The organism is Candidatus Poribacteria bacterium (genome assembly GCA_021295715.1).
Lineage (GTDB): Bacteria > Poribacteria > WGA-4E > WGA-4E > WGA-3G > WGA-3G.
Genome location: JAGWBV010000056.1, coordinates 1 through 18,711, shown reverse-complemented (window position 1 = coordinate 18,711; position 18,711 = coordinate 1). Strand labels below are relative to the sequence as shown.

The following is an 18,711-nucleotide window of genomic DNA, read 5'->3' as shown; positions in this document are numbered from 1 at the left end:
GCCTCAAACGCGGTTTCAAATTCATAGTGGTGCATTCATCAGTTACTTTTTTTTCTATCAGAGTTGTTCTTTTAATGACTGGAAGTGGATTGAAAGCATTTTTAGGACAGTTGATTAGGATAAAAAAGAAAATGCTTTGTCTATGGATCGTCCTTCTTTTTCACTTCCGCCCATGTTGTGGTTAGCAACTGAGGTTGTGGTGAAACTGGCAACGCATAAGCCGGATCAAACCAATCTCCGCCAAAATTCCCAAATCTGGGTATTCCAATATGCGTCAACTGCGTCCGAACACCGCTGTTTACATCAAGTTTGAAAATTTGGGCAATCTTCCTAATTTCCTGTGAATACAGAACTTCGTCTCCATTTGGGGACAAAGCCGGATCCCATGCTATGGGACCGACTTCATCGACGAGTTGTTTGAGATGGGTGCCGCCTCTGTTGACGATGAAGATGGTGTATTTATCCGCCCAGGCATTGTGCAGATCCCTATCCAAGATGGCGGGTAACGGTTGCCTGTTGCCAGTAAAGGCGAGTTTGTCGCCGGTAGCCGACCAAGATGGATTGGTTTGCCAAAGTAATGCTTTCTTGGGTAGGAGTCGTTCATGCTTTCGCGTCCGAACATTAATGAATATAATCCAATCGCTCCCCTGTTTAGCTGCACTACAGGCAATTTCTGTTCCATCCGGCGACCATGCTGGATCGGAATAATTTCCAAGGAATTCCTCTTCTTGTTCCCCAAGGGTCGTAATGTAGATACCATACTCGGGATGTCCCCAATCCAAGTTATCGTAAGCGATGTGTTTGCCATCGGCGGACCACGTTGGATTTGATCTGTCAACTTTCGCTTTTCTCTTAAAGACACGTCGAACATTGGATCCGTCTGGGTCCATCAGATACAGATCTCGGACACCCCCACGATCGGAGATGAAAAGAATTTGTTCGCCCGTTGGGGACCAGACGGCTTTCAAATCATTCGCGAGATGTTGTGTTAGGTTTATCTGTTCACTGCCATCTGGGTTCATACTATAGACTTCATAATTGCCGTCTCGTGCGGAGGTAAACAGGATTTTAGGGGTCGTTGGTACTTTTGCGAAAGGTGGATAAATTTTCGCGCACAGTAGCATCCCACTGATGATGTAAAAGACAAGTGGACGTTTCATCTTTATCCCTCCGATAATTATTCAAAAGACGTAATATACGCTGTGCGTAGGAGCGTATGGCAGTAGAAACCACCACACGCTGGAAAAGTCAACAAGATTATGATAGGTCTATGCCACAATCTACATTGACATTAGTCATGACAGGTGCCGATCTCTGCTTGTCCATTCCAGACGAAAGGACCATCGCAAATCTCGCCAGGATCGCACTCATTTCCGCCCTTTGTGCATTGCCATGCGTGGGCGGGTGTTGTTCCAACGATAGCCTGCGCGAGTAGCACACTACTCACCGCCGCACCGAGTGTCAATGGGGATTTGATACCCACTTTGCCTTCTTCGGAGTGGACGAACTCTCGGATTTTACCGCGAAGATTTGTTTTCATTCAAGTTCACCGCTGTCTTTCTACCGGAAATCTCACTTCGGCGGGATTCGCTTCCCAATCGTAGGTGGGAAACCCATCTCCAGCGAGAAGTGGCTGTTTACAAAAGCTCGCACCTTGTTGGAAGAACTTGAAAACTGATTCAATTGGGTAAATATCCGCTTTTGTATTGAAGCGTTCCAAGTCGATTATGTCTGAAAGCTTATTCCCGTTTGAGTTCTCCCCATAGTGTCGTGAGTAATTGAGGTTGTGGTGAAACCGGCAACGCATACGCCGGATCAAACCAATCCCCACCCAGATTCCTTGGACCAATATGCGTCAACTGCGTCCGAATACCGTTGTTCACATCAAGTTTAAATATCTGCAGAAAACCATTAATTTCCTGCGTATAAAGGACTTCCTTTCCATTAGGCGATAACACCGGATAATCTGCTCTCGGACCGGCTTCATCAATGAGTTGTTTAAGATCAGTGCCATCCCGGTTTATAATATAGATTGTAAGATTTTTGATCCATTCGTTATGGAGATCCCGATCCAATACTGGTGGTATCTGATGCTTATTCCAAGCAAAAGTAAGTTTATCGCCGACAGCTGACCAAGATGGATAACGTTGCCAATTCATAGCTTTCTTGGGTAGGAGTTGTTTTTGCGCACCTGTGTGGACATTGATTAATGTAAGTCGACCATCTATAGCACAAGCGATTTCTGTCCCATCCGGAGACCATGCTGGATCAACTCCCTCAACGAGAGACTCTTCTTCTGGTTCTCCAAGGGGCGCAATGTAGATAGTGGATATGAGTTTCCCCCAGTCCACATTCGTGTAAGCGATCTGTTTTCCATCGGGAGACCACGTCAAAGAGTCTCTATGCATTTCTCTTTTGAAAACGCGTCGGACCTTGGATCCATCAGGATCCATGAGGTACAGATCGCGATCGCGAACGTCTCCTCGGTTCCCGTCGCGATCGGAGACGAAAAGAATCTGCTCACCGGTCGGTGACCAAAGGGCACCCACATCGTTTGCGGGATGTTGTGTTAAGTTCATCTGTTCGCTACCATCTGGGTTCATGATGTAGATTTCGTAATTGTTATCCCATGAGGTAAACAAGATTTTCGGGGTCGTTGGGGCTTCTGCGTAAACCTGACCCACCCTTGCACACAGTAGTATCAGACTGATTATAGAAAAAATGAACATACGTTTCATAGGTGTGTCTCCGATAATTATTAAAAAAACGTAATACACACAGTGTGTGGGAGCGTGTGATAGTAAAGCCACCACACGCTGGAAAGTCAACAAGATTACGACGGTCTACCCACAATCTATATTGACATTATTAATAACAGGTACCCCACCCATCCTCAAAGGGACCACGACATGCCTTTGGTGGCATGCAGGCATCGGGATGATTACATAATCCTGCAGCAGCATCTGGTGTTCCGATGATTGCCTGCGCGAGCAGGACACTGCCGGTCGCTACACCGAGGGTCAGTGGAGATTTTATCCCGACCTTGCCTTCTTCGGAGTGGACGAACTCGCGGATTTTACCGCGGAGATTCTTTTTCATTTCGGTTTTTCTCCTTTCTGCCGGGGCTTCTGTGCCGGCAAGATTGACTTCCCAATTAAAGACACAATTTTAATCTAAAAACGTGCATAATCTGAAAAAATGTGACTTTTCTCCAAAAATCACCCAAAATTGCTTGTAATCGCCGATGGAAATAAGAAGTATCTCTCATCACATAATCAGAGAAATCACAGTTCAGACGATGGATCCTCCACATTACTATAATTATCCTCGGTGTGGCAACGCTATTTTTCTCTTACAACAGTTTTGCCCAAGATTCGCCGCAATGGCATCTGCCCAAAGGTGCCACAGCGCGCCTCGGCAAAGGGTGGCTCTATGAAATTCAGTATTCGCCGGACGGCACGCGGCTCGCTGCTGGAGGTTCCCTCGGCGTTTGGATCTATGATACCGCAACCGATGCAGCAATCGCGCTCTTTACTGCGAATGGATATAGTATTTCGGCACTCACATATTCCCCTGATGGCAGCATGATTGCCGGTGGAAGCTGGGACGGCATTGTCCGTTTATGGAACCCTGAAACAGGGGATGTCCTACATTCCCTTGAGGGGCATAGAAGAAGTGTCCGCAGCATTGTTTTCAGCCCCGATGGGGCGATACTTGTCAGTTGCTTTCGGGAACGTCGCGGGCGCACCTTCTGCACACCCTTTGTCAGCGACACAGGTGGCGCAGGGGCTACGTCTCGCCAAGCGAGAAACAGCGCAATTGCTCCAAACTTCCAGGTCGGATCGTTTCTCCTATGAACGAGGGATTCAGGTCCTGGAACGGTTGTTGAGAACACTGGCTCCGCAAAGAACGGCGTTGCTTGCGAACTATCCGAATCCGTTTAACCCTGAAACATGGATCCCCTATCAGTTGGCAGAGTCTGTGGATGTCAATATTTCTATCTATTCCACAGATGGACAACTGGTGCGGACGCTGTCGTTAGGGTATCAACCTGTGGGGATCTATGAATCTCGTCTCCGTGCGGCGTATTGGGACGGTAGGAATACAGTGGGCGAGTCAGTAGCGAGTGGCGCATATTTCTATACACTAACAGCAGGTGATTTCACTGCTACGCGGAAGATGCTCATTCTGAAATAATTTTTCTTCTTTCCTATGGTTTGTAGTAGGGAAACCATTCATTGCCCGTCAACACGTATTTAAAACGTGCGATGAATCGTGCTACTACAAACACACGCGTTGGTAGTAGGAGGCTATTGATTGCGTGAACCTGTCTACAAACTTCTCTGTTCAAAAACCGTGTCTGTCCCTACGTCAATTCGGACTGGTGCTAAATACGGGCGAATTGCTTCCGTATCTACACGGACACCGAGTCCGGGTAATTCCTTTACCCGAACCCTGCCATCGGATTCAACGTGGAACGGTTCCGCTACCAACCGCTGCGACAATTCCGATCCCGCCGCTGGGTATTCTAATAGATTGAAATCAGGGTTCGTTGCAAAGACGTGAAGTGCCGCCGCAAGACTCAGGTGGCTCTTAAACGTGTGGTTGACGTACTGGATACCATGCCGCTCCGCGAGTTGACGAACCTGAAAAGAAGGCAGAATTCCACCGATGCGTCCCGCGTCAATCTGCACGAACGCAATGCCACCGTATACGATAATATCTTCTGCCATCCGGTAGGTGTTCGATCCTTCGCCTGCTGCGATACGAACAGACGGATTCCGACGCGTTAGCGCACCGTAGGCATCGACTGCATCGGGAGCAAGCGGTTCCTCCAGCCATGTCGGGGAAAACTGCGAGAATGCCTCAGCACGCTGGTAAGCCGTTTCGTGGTCACTCCCCCAGACAACGCCGGCATCAATCATAATCTGTGCTTCTGTTCCCATGCCTTCACGCGCAGCACGCACAAGTGCGATGTCGTTTGCCTCACCGAATCTTCCCATCGGTCCCCAACCGAACTTCGCAGCACGGTACCCCTGTTCACGGAGCCTTGTCGCTATGCGATGGGTTGCTTCCGGGGTGTCGCCAAAAAGGACAGATGCATACGGCAGTTTAGGGTGTGCTGTCTCAGATGTTCCTGACATCTCGGCGAGGAGGCGGTAGACGGGTTTATTTAACTGCTGCCCAATAACGTCCCACAACGCGATTTCAGCACCACTGTAAGCATGCTGAATCTGCTGAATATCCAGTCCGTTCCGGAGGGTCTTGTCGCTCAGTCGGAGCACATCATCGGGACCCTCAAGTGTTTCACCAATGAGTGAAGTGCGAATGTTGATGATATTCCCGTGCGACATCGGACAGCAATAAACGGCGAGGCTGACTAACGGCGAGGCATCACATTCACCCCATCCTTCAAGTCCTGTATCCGTTTGAATACGTACTAAAAGTGTGTCTTGTGTTCCATCCGCCGCGGTTGTGATGTCTGGCATCCGAAGATAAAAGGGATCGACAGCCGTGATTTTCATTATTTATCACGATCTTTTATAGGGTCAATCGGAGGCATTGCTGCAGAATCGTCTTGTGCTGTTCGTGGCGCAGGTAACGCACGCATCACTGTGATCAAGAACCAGCCGAGTAGCCCGACTCCCGCACCAATACATATCGCGATACTCGCGCCTCTTGGCGTGGCGATCTCATCCATTGTCTCTCTATCAAGTTCGCATGAGAGGTTTTTTATATCTCTGACAGCGATTGTCCGTTTCTCACCATCTTGTACGTACTCAATTGTTGGTGCTGTGTTGCCGTCTATTGTAAGATCTGCGCTCCCTGAAGGGGTGTTGATCTCGATCACGTCTTCCCCTGGGTCGCCTATCCAACGGGCTTTCATACCCTTGAGCCCGTCTGCGTCACGGATCGGTTCAATGCGCGTCCGATACAGCACGTTCCCTAAAAGGGTCATGGCGATGTCTTTGGATTTTGATAAAGCATTTCCCAATTTTTCTGAATTCACGATTTTCTCCAATCCTTTTGATATCCGTTGCCTACACCGGGCATGCACAAATATCAATTTGAGTTGTATAGCATAAGCGATAATAAAATTGCTTAGAAGCATTATAGCCGAAAATTCACTAAATGTCAAGACTCTTCGTAATTGAGCCAGGGTCATTTGGTTTCCCGAAATTATTGGGTTTCGGTTTGAGCGGAGCCCCTGTAGGAGCGAGCTCCCGCTCGCGACCCTTCGCTCGTGCCGAGCCGCACCAGTTTCGTCCACTGGCTGCTATAATCCTGCAAATCCTTGAATCCCGCAAATCCTGATTCAGACAATGAATACATCATATTATTGAATAGCCCTATATGCTGCATAAAAAACTATTGACGAATCAGGTGTTTTGTGTAAAAATATAAAGAAGGTTGTGCCTAAAAACAGATTATCTGTTAGATACGCTATAAGCAAAGGTTGGTTCTTGGCAGGCTATCCTTTATAGTGTTCTACGGTGCTAAAAATAAAATCCATCTTGTACATTGAACATCCTGCATAGAGGAGTTTTCACATGCGGAGTGCCCCAGTCTCATCGAAGAGTCAAACGTCTTATGAACGACAAATTCCGCTTTTTCCGTTACAGGCGGTCTTGTTTCCGGGTGGATTTTTACCGATGCACATCTTTGAACCGCGTTACCGGACGATGGTTAAATTCTGTTTGGAACATCAGTCCGAGTTTGGAGTTGTGCTTATCAAAGAAGGTGAAGAGGTAGGGGACGCTGCCACACCGTATGAAATTGGGACAGCCGCCCGTATCTTGCAAGTTGAACATTTAGACGACGGGCGCATGAATATTATCACAGCTGGTGAATACCGCTTTCAGATTCTGGAAGTCCAAGAGCATCTCTCCTATCTTACAGGGCGGGTTCGGATGTTAGATGATTTGGATACGGAAATTGAATCGGTATCGGAATTACTCACGACACAGGCTGAAGAATTGTATAAAGCATACGAAAAATTATCCAGTCGATTAATTTTCGCTTGGAACCCGCCTGAAGAACAACCGGATGATCCAAGGGAACTGGCTTATCAAGTCGGCATACGGCTACGGATTTCCCTTGAAGAAAAGCAAACCTTATTGGAGACAATTCCCTTAGAGCAGCTCCTCACACGCGAAATCGAAATCCTGACCGATCAGAATCGGCGAATCGCCTTTCAATTGGCGGCACAAAACAATTGAGAGGGTTGTAATCGTGTTGGACAAAGTTGGCTGGTTTCCCATATTGAGACACACGCTCCTACAGCACAGCATCCTATCTGCAACGCTATAACATAATGGCACTAAAGACTCCCATCCATCAATTTACCGAAACCCGGTCGATCCAGATTACATCCCGGGATTTCTTCTATATCAGCAATATTTTATCGGTTTGCCGACTCCTCACGGTCCCGTTTATCTTCTACTTCATTTACCGTGCGCAGTGGGTCGTCGCGATTGCTTGTGGCGCAGTCGCCGTTATTACGGATCTCTTAGATGGGTTTTTTGCCCGACGTTTAAAGCAGCACACCCAACTCGGTTATATCTTAGATCCGGTCGCAGATAAACTCGCACTCGCCGCAGGAATCTTTGCACTCGCTATATTCCATTCAAGGTTTCCAGTCTGGGCATTTCTGGTGATCGTTGTCCGTGATACCTTAATCGTACTTGGCAATGCTGTTTTGGCATATCGGGCGAAGATGATTACCCGGTCTAACCTTTGGGGGAAATGTACCAGTTTCTTTTTGTCAATTGTTATACTGCTATATTTGCTCCGTCCCATAATTCCACGTTTACCAAGGAATATTGAATTTTACGGTCTTTGTCTCGCGTTGGTATTTGTATTTATCTCAACGGTGAGTTATGCTCGACACATGTTCCGCATGTTAGAAACACAGAACCGCTAATCAATCCCGACCGAGGATGGTAAACTTAACGATTGTTTTCCAAGGCTATGGAATACAGTTTCAAACGCATGTTAATTGTAGTAAAGCCGAAAAATAAATAGACATCTTAAGAAACAACGCCCCTTCTCCGCGGGCGAGGTATTTTTGCTGGGGTGTTCCTCTCGTCTACTGCCAATGTCTAAGTAGTGATGGGCTTTACCATAGAAGGAAGTATCCTGATGGCTTACAAAGAACTCGCAACCAGAAAACCTTTTATTGTTAACAAAAACTTGGGGAGTGCCGTTGAGGTCGAGCCCGAAGATCTAACGCGAACCAACGCTGATGGTGTGACCGTCATTGCTCCAACCCAGAAGCAGAAATACGATTTTGATCGCAATGGCTGGCTCCTTGTCCCAGGGGTTTTATCGGACATTGACATCGTAGAAATGCGTGAATTCTGTCAACGTCTCTATGAGGCACCGGAGCATATCCCGGAACCAGAACGTTGCGCACTCGGCGGTCCACTTCAGAAACTCGCTGACCATCCGATTATCGTTGGATTTCTGAATGAATTCTTGGCGTATCCACCCGCCGCAAGTGAGGATTGCTATGGATTTCGACTCGAAGAGACAGTGGCATCCATAGGAAACACTTCAGCACGTCCTGAGATTCAGTCAGGACTTCACAAAGGAAACGGGTTATTTCGTTTACCGGGGGATTCTCATCTCTATCGGTGCGTGCCGGGACGCGGCTGGAGTGGTCTGACACGTGTTATATGGGAACTCACCGAGGTCACTGCCCAGACAAACAGCCTTCGGTTTATTACGGGGAGCCATAAAGCCGCATACCCGATACCAGATGCCTCGCAGAACCCAGACTCGTCGTTATGGGAAACGTATGAATGCCCGCCCGGTTCTCTCTTTCTCCTCACAGAATCTATGACGCAAATGCAGGTCCAAGTCAGTGGTGTTGAGCGAGTTACTATCTCGAATGTGTACAATACGGTAGCGAGTCGCTGGTCGAATTGGCTGCCCCATCCGCAGCTCATTGAAGCCATGCCTTCCAAACGACAGACACTTTTCCGAGAGGCTTATGCAGGTGGCAACGTCGTGAACGGAGATTTTAACCAGCGGACATCCGCCTATCCCGCTGAAGTTTAAACGCCTAAAGCCGTAAGACTTTTACCGACCTCACCGAACCGTAAGGAAAAATTAAAAAATGGAAAAACAGACGGACAAAAATCAGCAACCGTGGCTTGGGGCATTGTTACCACCAGATACATGCGAATTTCCTACCCGAAACGCCGATGGTTTAGCTATTCCTGAGTTGACCCCTGAACAGCGTTATGCCTTTGATACGCACGGTTGGTTTCTGGTCCCGGAGGTGTTTACTGGATCAGAACTCAAAGAGATGCGTGATTTTGGCTACCGCCTACACCACGACCCAGAATCTATCCCAGAGCATGAACGGAGTCCCGTCGGTGGTCCGTTGCAGAAACTCATCGACCATCCACTTGTTGTTTCACTGCTCAACGAATTCACGGCGCATCCAGCTGTAACCAGTCCAGAGTGCTACGGTTTTGCCGTTGAAAGTGCAAGTCTTTTTTATCGCACACCCGGCATGGGACGGTTTGGACCGCATAACGGCAACGGCTTGCTCCGTTTTCCCGGCGATGTCCACTATTACAACGCCTTCCCCGGTAAAGGGTACAGTCCGCACACCCGTATTGTATGGGAATTGAACGAAGTGAAGAAAGGGCAGGGTGGTACCCTTTTGGTAACCGGTAGTCACAAATCGGTTTACACAGCACCGCCTGATATCCAAAATCCTAATTCCGATATTTGGGCGACTTACGGTTGTCCAGGAGGTTCACTCCTCTTTTTCACAGAAGCACTCACCCATAGTGCTACAGAGTGGACGAATACTGAAAACGACAGGATCGCCGTCTTTAACCTCTATAGTCCTGTCGATAGCGGTTTCGCGAAGGTATACAAACCGCCTCCAAAACTCCTCGCTGAAATGCCACCGCTTCGGCGAACGTTGTTCCGTAATCGCTATGTGGTGGATAACGTCAACGAAACGGAGTCGTTTTACTCGTAGCATAAATTTTTCCTAACGAAACCGTAGCCTGCAACAACGGCGCAGGCGGCTCGAAAGCGAAGAACGTCAAGATACAGGCAACTGATACTTATCCGCAAGGAATAATTAAAATATGTCTACAGAACAACCGAATGTCCTCTGGATTTATGGTGAGGATCTCTCGCCAGATCTCGGCTGTTACGGCACACCTGCCGTTGCAACGCCAAATATTGATCGGCTTGCATCGGAGGGCACCTGTTATACCAATGCTTTCGTCACATGTCCGGTCTGTTCGCCAAGCCGTTCCGCCCTGATTACAGGAACCTATCAGACACACTTTGATGCGCACAACCATCGCAGTAATCGTGATAAACCGTTACGGACAGATATGAAGCTTATCACCGATTGCTTCCGGGAAGCAGGCTATTTCACTTGCAACAGTCCAGGACCCCCTTACGATCGTCCCGGAAAAACCGATTTCAACTTTCAGCGCGAACAACCTTTTGATGGCATTGACTGGAGCGAACGACCTGAAGGGAAACCCTTTTACGCCCAGATTAACATCCCTGATACACATCGCGTCTTCAAGCCAGACCCAGAGCGTCCTATTTCTCCGGAGGATGTTGAATTACCACCTTACTATCCCGACCATCCGCTTGTCCGAAAGGATTGGGCACTCTACCTTGAGAGTATTCAAATTTTAGATAAAAAGGTCGGACACATCCTCAAACGGTTGGATGATGAAGGACTCTCGGACAACACGATCATCTTCTTCATGAGCGATCACGGACGGGCACATATCCGTTGCAAGCAGTTCCTCTATGAGGGTGGCATCCATATTCCGCTCATCGTTCGATTGCCCGGTCGCGTTGACTCTGGGACCGTTGATGACAAACTCATCAGTGGTGTTGATTTCGCGCCGACAACGCTATCCCTTGCTGGTATTGACATTTCTGACTTCATGCAAGGGCAAATTTTCCTCGGAGCAGAGGCAACATCGCGCGACGCAATCTTCGCCGCAAGGGATCGGTGTGACGGAACGGATGACAGAATCCGGTGCATACGGACGCACCGCTATAAACTCATTCGCAATTATCACCCTGAGCGTCCCTATATGCAATTCAACGGCTACAAGAAACAGCAGTATCCGCTCTGGAGCTTGATGCCACTGTTAGACGCAAACGGCGAATTGTCCCCCGCGCAACAGCATTTCATGAAACAGACGCGCCCGTCTGAAGAGTTATATGATTTGGAAGCGGATCCCTATGAAATTAATAACCTCGCCACCGATCCAAACTATGACACCGTGCGCGGCGAACTCGTCGCGCACCTTGATACGTGGAGAGCAGAAACAGGGGACATGGGCGACATACCTGAATCCTCAGAGGTCACCACTTATTGGGACGAGAATATGGCGGAAAGATTCCAGCAGGACATGGAAAAACGTGGACTTTCACACGATATAAGCGATGCGGATTACGTCGCATGGTGGGAAAACCGCCTGCTAACGTAGGGCTTATCCACAACACGGATATTATAGTAAAGCCCGAAAATATGTTGACATTTTAGAAAACAACGATTCCTTTCCTCCGCTGGCGAGGTTTGTAACCTCGCCAACTCTTTAGCGTCCATTTAATCATAGGCTTTACTATAAGGGATAGACCGAAGGAATGCCTTCCATCCCGACACTCTGCTTTCAAACCGATGAAAACATGGAAGAGGGGAGAAGAAACTTTTCCACCCTTCCTATTTTCCATCCGCGCCAGTAAATCGTGACTACTGACCGCCGACTGCTGATGGCTGATGGCTAATAATATGGAGGCTCTCAATGAAGGATATGCTCTATGGACATGGCGATGGGTTTCTCACGCAGGATGGACGACGACTCTTTCCAATAGGGTTTTATGAACATCCTGCTGACGATGACGCGCGCAGAGATATGGCAGAAGCAGGTGTTAATCTCATTCGATGTGGTAACACGGATTCACTTGATCGCGCACAAGCACACGGGATGATGGGATGGGTGCCGTTGGGGCTGCGATCCGGTGCAACACCCGAATTTCAGGAGAATATCCGAGCCCTCGCAGCCCATCCTGCACTTGCTGTCTGGGAAGGTCCAGATGAAGTGGTGTGGAGCTTCACCGCATATAGCGGGCTCTGGAGACAAGATCAGCTGGCAGTATTCCCGAATAAAGGCGAATGGTGGATGCAGACACCGCTCGCTATACAGTATTCTGAAGAACAAGCGGCAGAAATTATGCCCAAGATGCAGGAGGCTGTTGAATTCATCCGCAGTGTTGATCCGCACAATCGGCAGATTTGGATCAATGAGGCGCGCGACAGCGACCTGAAATTTGTCCGACAGTACATTGACTCCGTAGACATCACGGGGTGCGACGATTATCCAATTCGGGCAGATGGCCGTCCTGCTATCCGTCTCGCCGATTCCACAGACCGTTGGAGACAGGTCGGCAAAGGCAGGCCCGTTTGGATGGTGCTTCAGGGATTTTCGTGGAACGATTTGGATGATGGAGACACTGACATCACCGCGTTTCCGACCTTTGCTGAGTCGCGCCTGATGGCGTATGCCTGTATTACACACGGGGCGAGGGGCATTCTGTATTGGGGATCCAGTTATCTCAAATCCGAGGGAAAAGAGGCGTTTCGGAAATCGCTTTATGCTTTAACGAGCGAACTCGCTGCACTCCAACCTTTTCTCACAGCACCGATCGAGCGATATGTCACGGTGCAAATGATTGATGACGGACGCACCGATATACCTATCCCAACTTCGCTGCGGGGTGTGAGTATGACGGCTCGTAGGATCGGACGGGACTGGCTTGTTGCCCTCGTCAACGAAGATGAACACGCTCACATGGGAGTCGAAGTGACTGGGCTGGATGCCTTAAACGGCACTGAATTTATAGAACTCTACGGTGACGAGAAAACCTCTGTGTCTGATGGTTCGTTCGTGACACGAATGCGTCCCTATGAGGTTAAACTCTTTGCAACACACCGAAAATGGGAGACGACACAACGGGAGGGCAGAGAATTTGCAGAATAATACGAAAGAACGTTTTGGGTTTGATGCCCCAAAGAATAAACCGATCGAAGAGTCCATCCAGTGGGCGGCGGAAAATGGGTTTGGGTATATCGACTTCCAAGCCGATGTCCCTCCAAATGACATAGCCTCGTTTGATTCAGCGCGCGCTCGCAAAGTCCGTGATCTCTGTGAAACACACGAAGTCGCCATCGGTATTCACCCTTCGTCGGCAATTAACAATGCTGAGTACGTGCCGATCATGTCTGAGGCGGTAGATGGTTATCTCTACGCGAACTTAGAGTTGGCACACCGGCTTGGGTGTGGTTGGCTCATTGGGCATGGCGGCTATCATTTCGGAGATGTCGCGCAACGCCGTGATGCAGCGATTCAGCGCATCCAGCGATTGATCGAGCGGGCGGAACAGGCGGAGATAGTCATCTTCTTTGAGAATCACAACCGGGAACCCGAACACGCCGAAATCCATTACATCCCCCATAATGTTGAAGAAACACACTGGTTTTTCGATACGTTTCGTTCTCCATATCTCAAGTGGGCGTTTAATGTCGCACACGGACATCTCGTTCCTGAAGGATGGCGAGGGTTCTTGGATGCTTTCGGTGTTGGGAATATCGGTCAGGTCCGCCTCAACGACAATACCGGCGAATATGAAATCCACCTCATCCCGGGTGAAGGGACGATTGATTTTGCGGATCTATTTGCACAGTTGAATAGGCGTGGCTATGAGGGCTGGTTTAGTCTCGGTTTCGGGGATGACACAGACAAAGTCCGCATCCGAGATGAATTCGCGGAGTATTTGTAGCGCAAACTGTATGAAATTTTGACAAATATTATTCCCGACCCTGGTAGGTGCGGTTTCCCAACCGCACCGATTTCAGGAATTGCAGCCCAAAATCGGAATCTGTTGTGCTCCTGTGGTTCCGAATGAACAGCGGTTTTCTTATCCGGGAAATCCTTGAATCCTGAAAATCCTGATTCAGACACGCTAACGGTAAAACGAATAAACAGAAATTCCCCAGATAAGCCGAATCAGCACCCACGTGCCGCCTACAATGAATTGACCGAGGATGAGTCCCAAAAACAGCGGTAACACCCGGTGGTAAAGCCGAATGCCACCAAACCGCAAGATGAGATTCTTAATTGCCCAGCTAATCAGCACGGAAAACCAAAGCCAACCGAAGGTCCACATGCTACTCGCCACCGCGTAGCCGGTCGGATGAAACGGAAACATCGGAAAACGCGTGCGCATCCACCACAACAATCCCGTAAATAGGAATCCGACCCCCATAAACGTTACCGCAGGGATGTCCGTTTCTGTTGGATAGTAGAGCCACGAGCGGAGCATATTGTAACCGCCGCTTCCCAATCCAGGGTTCGCACCTATCTTGTAGGAAACCACCAAGTATGCCCAAAATGAGGCGAGAATCCCGAAAAAAACGCCGCACATCAGTGCCACCACCATCCGTCCTGCCCGCATATTCGCCACTTCCACGAGTTTAAAACCTTCCAGTGTATGAGGCATCGGATGGGCGCGGTACCCACGGTTAAACGCGAAATAGAGGGACATCATCGTTAAACTCGGTGGCGGAATCATGCGCGAGCCGAGCGAATCTATGATAAATTGTCGCGGGTTTGCGACGAACATCTCATGCGTCGGTGGTCCAACTTCAGCACGAACACGTGTAATCCCCAGCGCGAGAAGATAGTAGACAGCAAAATACAACGCTATCATCCAGATAGCCATCCCTCCACGGTGTGAAAAGATGAAAAGGAAGAGAACGCCACCAATTAACCCTGCCAGTGGCCATCGATAGTCTGTTGAATCTCGCATCTCAGGTGGAAGCTTCGTGTCTTTTTGACCCATCAGGTTTCTGAACATCCCGTAAAAATGCTTCCGCCCCCCATAGAGTCCGAAACAGGCGATAGCCAGATACGCGCCTACGCCTTGCGGTCCGTCGTAAGGGAAACCGGGCAAAACTTGAAGTCCCATCGCCCGTCCCAAAATGCGTTCCCCCTTCCAAAACAGGTAGAAAAACCAGAGCGAGAACGACATTTCCAACGGCATTAAAAATGCAAGTCCTACGCCGAATGAGAGAATATAAATAGGGGTCCAGCCCATTGCATCCCACGGTTTCTCGGTGAAATAGATGCCGAGGTCTGCCTTACGAACCGGTATCTCTGGAAATGTTGGAAGGAACGCGTGAATACCGTTGATGAGGTCGATACCGCCCGCAATCGCGAAGCCTGCCCACAACATCCGGTTTTTAAAGAGTCGTCCATCTGAGTAAGTCATCTCTATCGGCAGACGGACAATCGGGTAACTAAGCCGTTCACGTTCAATCCACTGCTTCCGGAGGAGCAGGTCGATGCAAATCATCACCCAAATCAACACAGACAAAAAAATAGTCCACCATAAAATCGGTTCCCACCACGCTGATAGATACCTTTGTGTGTAAAAAGTTGTATCTCCATCGTAAAAATCTTGCAAGACAGACAACTCACTGAGTGTCATCCAACTCGGTAGGTGCCGCCAGAAGAGTTGTTGCCATTCATTTTCAGGTGTCGCAAACCAAAAACCGTTCGGAATCACAGGCACAACGGTCTGCATCATATCATGCCCGGCAATCGCCGATGAGATGGAGAGGATAACGTAAATAGTGAGCAGTTCTCCCTGTTGGAGTGCGAAACGAGGCAACAGCAATTTGATTAAGAAATTAAGGCACGTCAACACCACCAATGTTACCACGACGTTGTAAATCAGCGACATCGTTGTGGGTAAAGTGCTCCAGTAACGGAGATGGTTCGCCATGATGAAATAGGTGTTTGGCGGTATGAGGATAATGCCGATCAAAATCGCGCGGAAGGTAACACCAGGGTGTGCTGACTGCGGTGTTTCTTGAGGGGTGGGTGAATATTTTTGTGTATGCGCCATATCTCACGTATATTGGGACTTCAAGGATCTCAATTAAAATCGAAGAGAAGAGAGGTACTGCTGGAGGATTTACGGCGGGACCTGCCTGCCGGAACTGGTTACATATTATCACATTTTCAGCGACAAATCAATCTTTTTCTCAGTAAAGGGTGCATCCAGTTCAGAAACGCATCCGTCTCAGCAGGATAGGGAAAAGCAGCAAAAATAGTGTGAAAAACAACCCGATATTCCATACCCACAAGTGCGCTGGATCCGCATTAAGAATTGATAACACGGCACACAGTGGACTTATCGCCGCAAACAACGGAATTGCGTTGAATGGCGGGATAGGAACCAGTGGAAGGAAAGTCGTGAGCAGAATGAATCCATAACTTGCGCTCTTTGCCCGACTGGAAGAATTCCATAACGCAAAACTAACCCCGATCAGCGCATAAAAAATACAACTGACCAATAATACTGCCCCACATCTCACTAATTGCGCCACTGTCAAACCGCCTATGTAGTTTGAGAGTGCCAACAGTGGAAGGGTTAGCCAAATGCTCCACAGACTCCATACCACAATTGCACTGAGCTTACCTACCAAAATTTTCCAATGTGTCAATGGCGTGAGCGCGAGAAGTGCTCCATTCTGTCCAAATTCCCGTAGGTGTGCTGAATAAGACCTTTGAGCCACTTCAATATGCCATGCCTCAACCGCATGCCGTGGTACCCAAAATTGCACAATCAAAAGGGCGATAATAAAAAGCGTATACGTCTGTTTCCCGACATCAATAGGTTTCCCCGTGCGGCTGTCGGCATAGAATTCAACCGTTGCCACGAATAAGAGCAGTGCAAGGGCACATATAATCAGAAACTGGATGCGCCGATATTTGGTAGAATTACAATAACAATGGAGTTCTTTAAGGATGATGGCTAACATAATATCTTCAGGACTTACGCCGCTCTCTTTGCTGGACGAGGTTTAGTGAAAACAAAAATCGGGATCCACAGCACGTTTCAACGACGGATCTTAGGCATTTTCCTCACCCCCGGGGAATGCCATAAGGCATTCATACCGTTGATTCCGGGGTGATATATCTATAGAAATCGGGATCCACAGCCTCTTGCACTCCAGCGGAGTGCTATGTGCACAAATAGGTGGCAACTGTAGGTTAATTGTATATTTTCCCATAAAGGTCCAAGGTTTTCGTTGACACATTTTTATACAACTGCTATCTTCATTACAACGAAATACCGACAGCTGATGGCTGGTAGCCAATAAAAGGAGACCTCCATGTCCAAACTCAATATCGCTTTAGTGGGCGCAGGAAGGCGAGGCAGTGGTGCGCATCTGCCCGTTATTGCGCAACTTAAACATATTTACAATCTCGTCGCAATTTGCGATATAGACGAGGAAGTCGCAACGCACTACGCGAAGCAATATGGCGCGACCCCGTACACCCATGTCCGAGATCTCGTTGCCCAAGAACAACTGGATGTCGTTGATATTACTGTTCCGGCGCTCGCACATCACGCGATTGCATGTTTTATGGCAGATGCCGGCGTTCATATCCTTTGTGAAACGCCTATTACTGTTACACTCCCTACAGCAGACCTGATGATTGAAAGTGCCAAAGCGAATAATGTCAAACTTGAGATCGCTGAAAACTATTACCGTGTGCCACGTGAGCGGTTTTTATCAAAAGTTATTGAAGCAGACGTTATCGGTGAAGTCGCTCGGATCTACCGAATTTTCCATGAAGGGGGTCATCATGGGATGAGCATGCTCCGCCTCCGTGCTGGGGGTGAGCCGAAATCTATGCTCGGTATCACGCAAACAAGTCCTGTAATCCCGATTATTGATCGGATGAAGCGGCATCATACAAGCGACAACTGGAGCCTCGCCTTTATTGAATTCGACAACAACGCGACCGCCCTCATGGTCTATTCCAACGTTATCCACGCCCGATCCTTGGGACGCGGACAAACCGGTATTTCGCAGATCGATGGCAGCAAAGGCACCATTGTTGGTCAGGATATCTACGTAACCCCCGCAGAGGATCTACAATCTGGTGCTCTCGGCATCGCTTACCGCCCCAAGCAAACCACAATTGACGTGGATGGTGTCGAAGTCATTGAGAAGATCGAATTGCAATTACCTGAACAGACTGTGACATGGGAGAACCCACTCAAGGACTATCCCATCTCCGAGCGACAAATGGCAGTGGCAGATGAACTCCTCAGCATCGCCACGGCTGTGCTGAACGATACCGAACCCGAATACGGTGCTGTGCTCGGTAGGCAAGACCAAGAGATGAACATCGCCATGAACGAATCTGGGAATCGTAGCAGAGAAGCCATTACCTTTCCACTGACCGACCTAACAGCAACAGAGCGCGACACCCACGAAAGTTATCAGCAGCAACATGGGCATCCGATTGAGGACATTGAAGCCGGGATTGATACATTCTTTCCACGTCGCTAACATCATAGCATATTGGGCGAGTGAATTCAAACGTTTTCGCTGAGGCATTCAGCCCCTCTTCTGTAGGAGGGAACTCCGATTCCCGACTCTTTTGTAGGAGGACAGGAACACCCAAGCAAAAACACCGCTCCGAATACCACATATCCTCCTGCGCTGGCGAGGTTTCTAACCTCGCCTTTTCTTCATCTCTTGCCAGAATGCTCCGTAGCACGGATGCTGCCCAACAGCATTACAGTCGCCATCCAAACTATTGCCGTTAACTGCTGACTGTC

Annotated in this window: 17 protein-coding genes; 9 read left to right on the top strand and 8 right to left on the bottom strand. The window is 48.7% G+C overall.

Features of this window, described 5'->3' with window-relative positions; all coding sequences use genetic code 11:
• Positions 1-140 precede the first annotated feature (140 nt).
• From J4G07_14525 to J4G07_14510, 4 genes are all read right to left on the bottom strand, one after another.
• Positions 141-1,160, bottom strand: a complete 1,020-nt coding sequence (locus tag J4G07_14525; GenBank protein ID MCE2415207.1) for a PD40 domain-containing protein — start codon at positions 1,158-1,160, stop codon at positions 141-143.
• A 131-nt stretch (positions 1,161-1,291) separates the two neighbouring features.
• On the bottom strand, positions 1,292-1,540 hold the full coding sequence (locus J4G07_14520; protein ID MCE2415206.1) for a hypothetical protein: 249 nt from the start codon (positions 1,538-1,540) through the stop codon (positions 1,292-1,294).
• A gap of 199 nt (positions 1,541-1,739) precedes the next feature.
• The gene (locus tag J4G07_14515) at positions 1,740-2,738 is read right to left on the bottom strand and encodes a PD40 domain-containing protein (protein ID MCE2415205.1); all 999 of its coding nucleotides are present in this window, start codon (positions 2,736-2,738) and stop codon (positions 1,740-1,742) included.
• A 130-nt stretch (positions 2,739-2,868) separates the two neighbouring features.
• Positions 2,869-3,099, bottom strand: coding sequence for a hypothetical protein (locus J4G07_14510; GenBank protein ID MCE2415204.1), 231 nt, complete (start codon positions 3,097-3,099; stop codon positions 2,869-2,871).
• A gap of 543 nt (positions 3,100-3,642) precedes the next feature.
• On the opposite strand from J4G07_14510, the gene J4G07_14505 reads away from it, so the two are divergent.
• Entirely contained in the window at positions 3,643-4,197 is a 555-nt protein-coding gene (locus J4G07_14505; GenBank protein ID MCE2415203.1) for a T9SS type A sorting domain-containing protein, read from the top strand.
• Between the two features lie 134 nt (positions 4,198-4,331).
• Here the strand turns inward: J4G07_14505 and J4G07_14500 are convergent, their stop codons facing one another.
• Both J4G07_14500 and J4G07_14495 read right to left on the bottom strand, forming a co-directional pair.
• Positions 4,332-5,525: a mandelate racemase/muconate lactonizing enzyme family protein gene (locus J4G07_14500; GenBank protein MCE2415202.1), complete on the bottom strand. Its 1,194-nt coding sequence runs from the start codon at positions 5,523-5,525 to the stop codon at positions 4,332-4,334.
• Positions 5,525-6,010 carry a hypothetical protein gene (locus tag J4G07_14495; GenBank protein ID MCE2415201.1) on the bottom strand — a complete coding sequence of 162 codons (486 nt, stop codon included), beginning with the start codon at positions 6,008-6,010 and terminating at the stop codon, positions 5,525-5,527. The genes J4G07_14500 and J4G07_14495 overlap by 1 nt, the downstream gene beginning before the upstream one ends.
• Positions 6,011-6,551: 541 nt before the next feature.
• Between J4G07_14495 and J4G07_14490 the strand changes: the two genes are divergently transcribed.
• The 7 genes from J4G07_14490 to J4G07_14460 all read left to right on the top strand — a co-directional run bounded on the left by J4G07_14490 (position 6,552) and on the right by J4G07_14460 (position 13,845).
• Positions 6,552-7,220: an LON peptidase substrate-binding domain-containing protein gene (locus tag J4G07_14490; GenBank protein ID MCE2415200.1), complete on the top strand. Its 669-nt coding sequence runs from the start codon at positions 6,552-6,554 to the stop codon at positions 7,218-7,220.
• 95 nt (positions 7,221-7,315) lie between these two features.
• Positions 7,316-7,924 (top strand): CDP-alcohol phosphatidyltransferase family protein, encoded by a 609-nt coding sequence (locus J4G07_14485; GenBank protein ID MCE2415199.1) that lies wholly within the window; start codon positions 7,316-7,318, stop codon positions 7,922-7,924.
• Positions 7,925-8,142: 218 nt separating this feature from the next.
• The gene (locus J4G07_14480; protein ID MCE2415198.1) at positions 8,143-9,063 is read left to right on the top strand and encodes a hypothetical protein; all 921 of its coding nucleotides are present in this window, start codon (positions 8,143-8,145) and stop codon (positions 9,061-9,063) included.
• Positions 9,064-9,121: 58 nt separating this feature from the next.
• A complete protein-coding gene (locus tag J4G07_14475; protein MCE2415197.1) occupies positions 9,122-10,003 on the top strand; it encodes a hypothetical protein in 882 nt (293 codons plus the stop codon).
• A gap of 112 nt (positions 10,004-10,115) precedes the next feature.
• Complete coding sequence (locus J4G07_14470; protein MCE2415196.1) at positions 10,116-11,495, top strand: sulfatase; 1,380 nt, start codon at positions 10,116-10,118, stop codon at positions 11,493-11,495.
• A 315-nt stretch (positions 11,496-11,810) separates the two neighbouring features.
• Positions 11,811-13,046 carry a hypothetical protein gene (locus J4G07_14465; GenBank protein MCE2415195.1) on the top strand — a complete coding sequence of 412 codons (1,236 nt, stop codon included), beginning with the start codon at positions 11,811-11,813 and terminating at the stop codon, positions 13,044-13,046.
• Entirely contained in the window at positions 13,036-13,845 is an 810-nt protein-coding gene (locus J4G07_14460; GenBank protein MCE2415194.1) for a sugar phosphate isomerase/epimerase, read from the top strand. Before J4G07_14465 ends, J4G07_14460 begins: the two co-directional genes overlap by 11 nt.
• 183 nt (positions 13,846-14,028) lie before the next feature.
• On the opposite strand, the gene J4G07_14455 is transcribed toward J4G07_14460, so the two are convergent.
• Positions 14,029-15,975: a hypothetical protein gene (locus tag J4G07_14455; GenBank protein MCE2415193.1), complete on the bottom strand. Its 1,947-nt coding sequence runs from the start codon at positions 15,973-15,975 to the stop codon at positions 14,029-14,031.
• A 160-nt stretch (positions 15,976-16,135) separates the two neighbouring features.
• Positions 16,136-16,894, bottom strand: coding sequence for a hypothetical protein (locus J4G07_14450; GenBank protein MCE2415192.1), 759 nt, complete (start codon positions 16,892-16,894; stop codon positions 16,136-16,138).
• Positions 16,895-17,248: 354 nt separating this feature from the next.
• Here J4G07_14450 and J4G07_14445 point away from each other — a divergent pair, with 354 nt between their 5' ends.
• On the top strand, positions 17,249-18,439 hold the full coding sequence (locus tag J4G07_14445) for a Gfo/Idh/MocA family oxidoreductase (protein MCE2415191.1): 1,191 nt from the start codon (positions 17,249-17,251) through the stop codon (positions 18,437-18,439).
• Positions 18,440-18,711 lie beyond the last annotated feature (272 nt).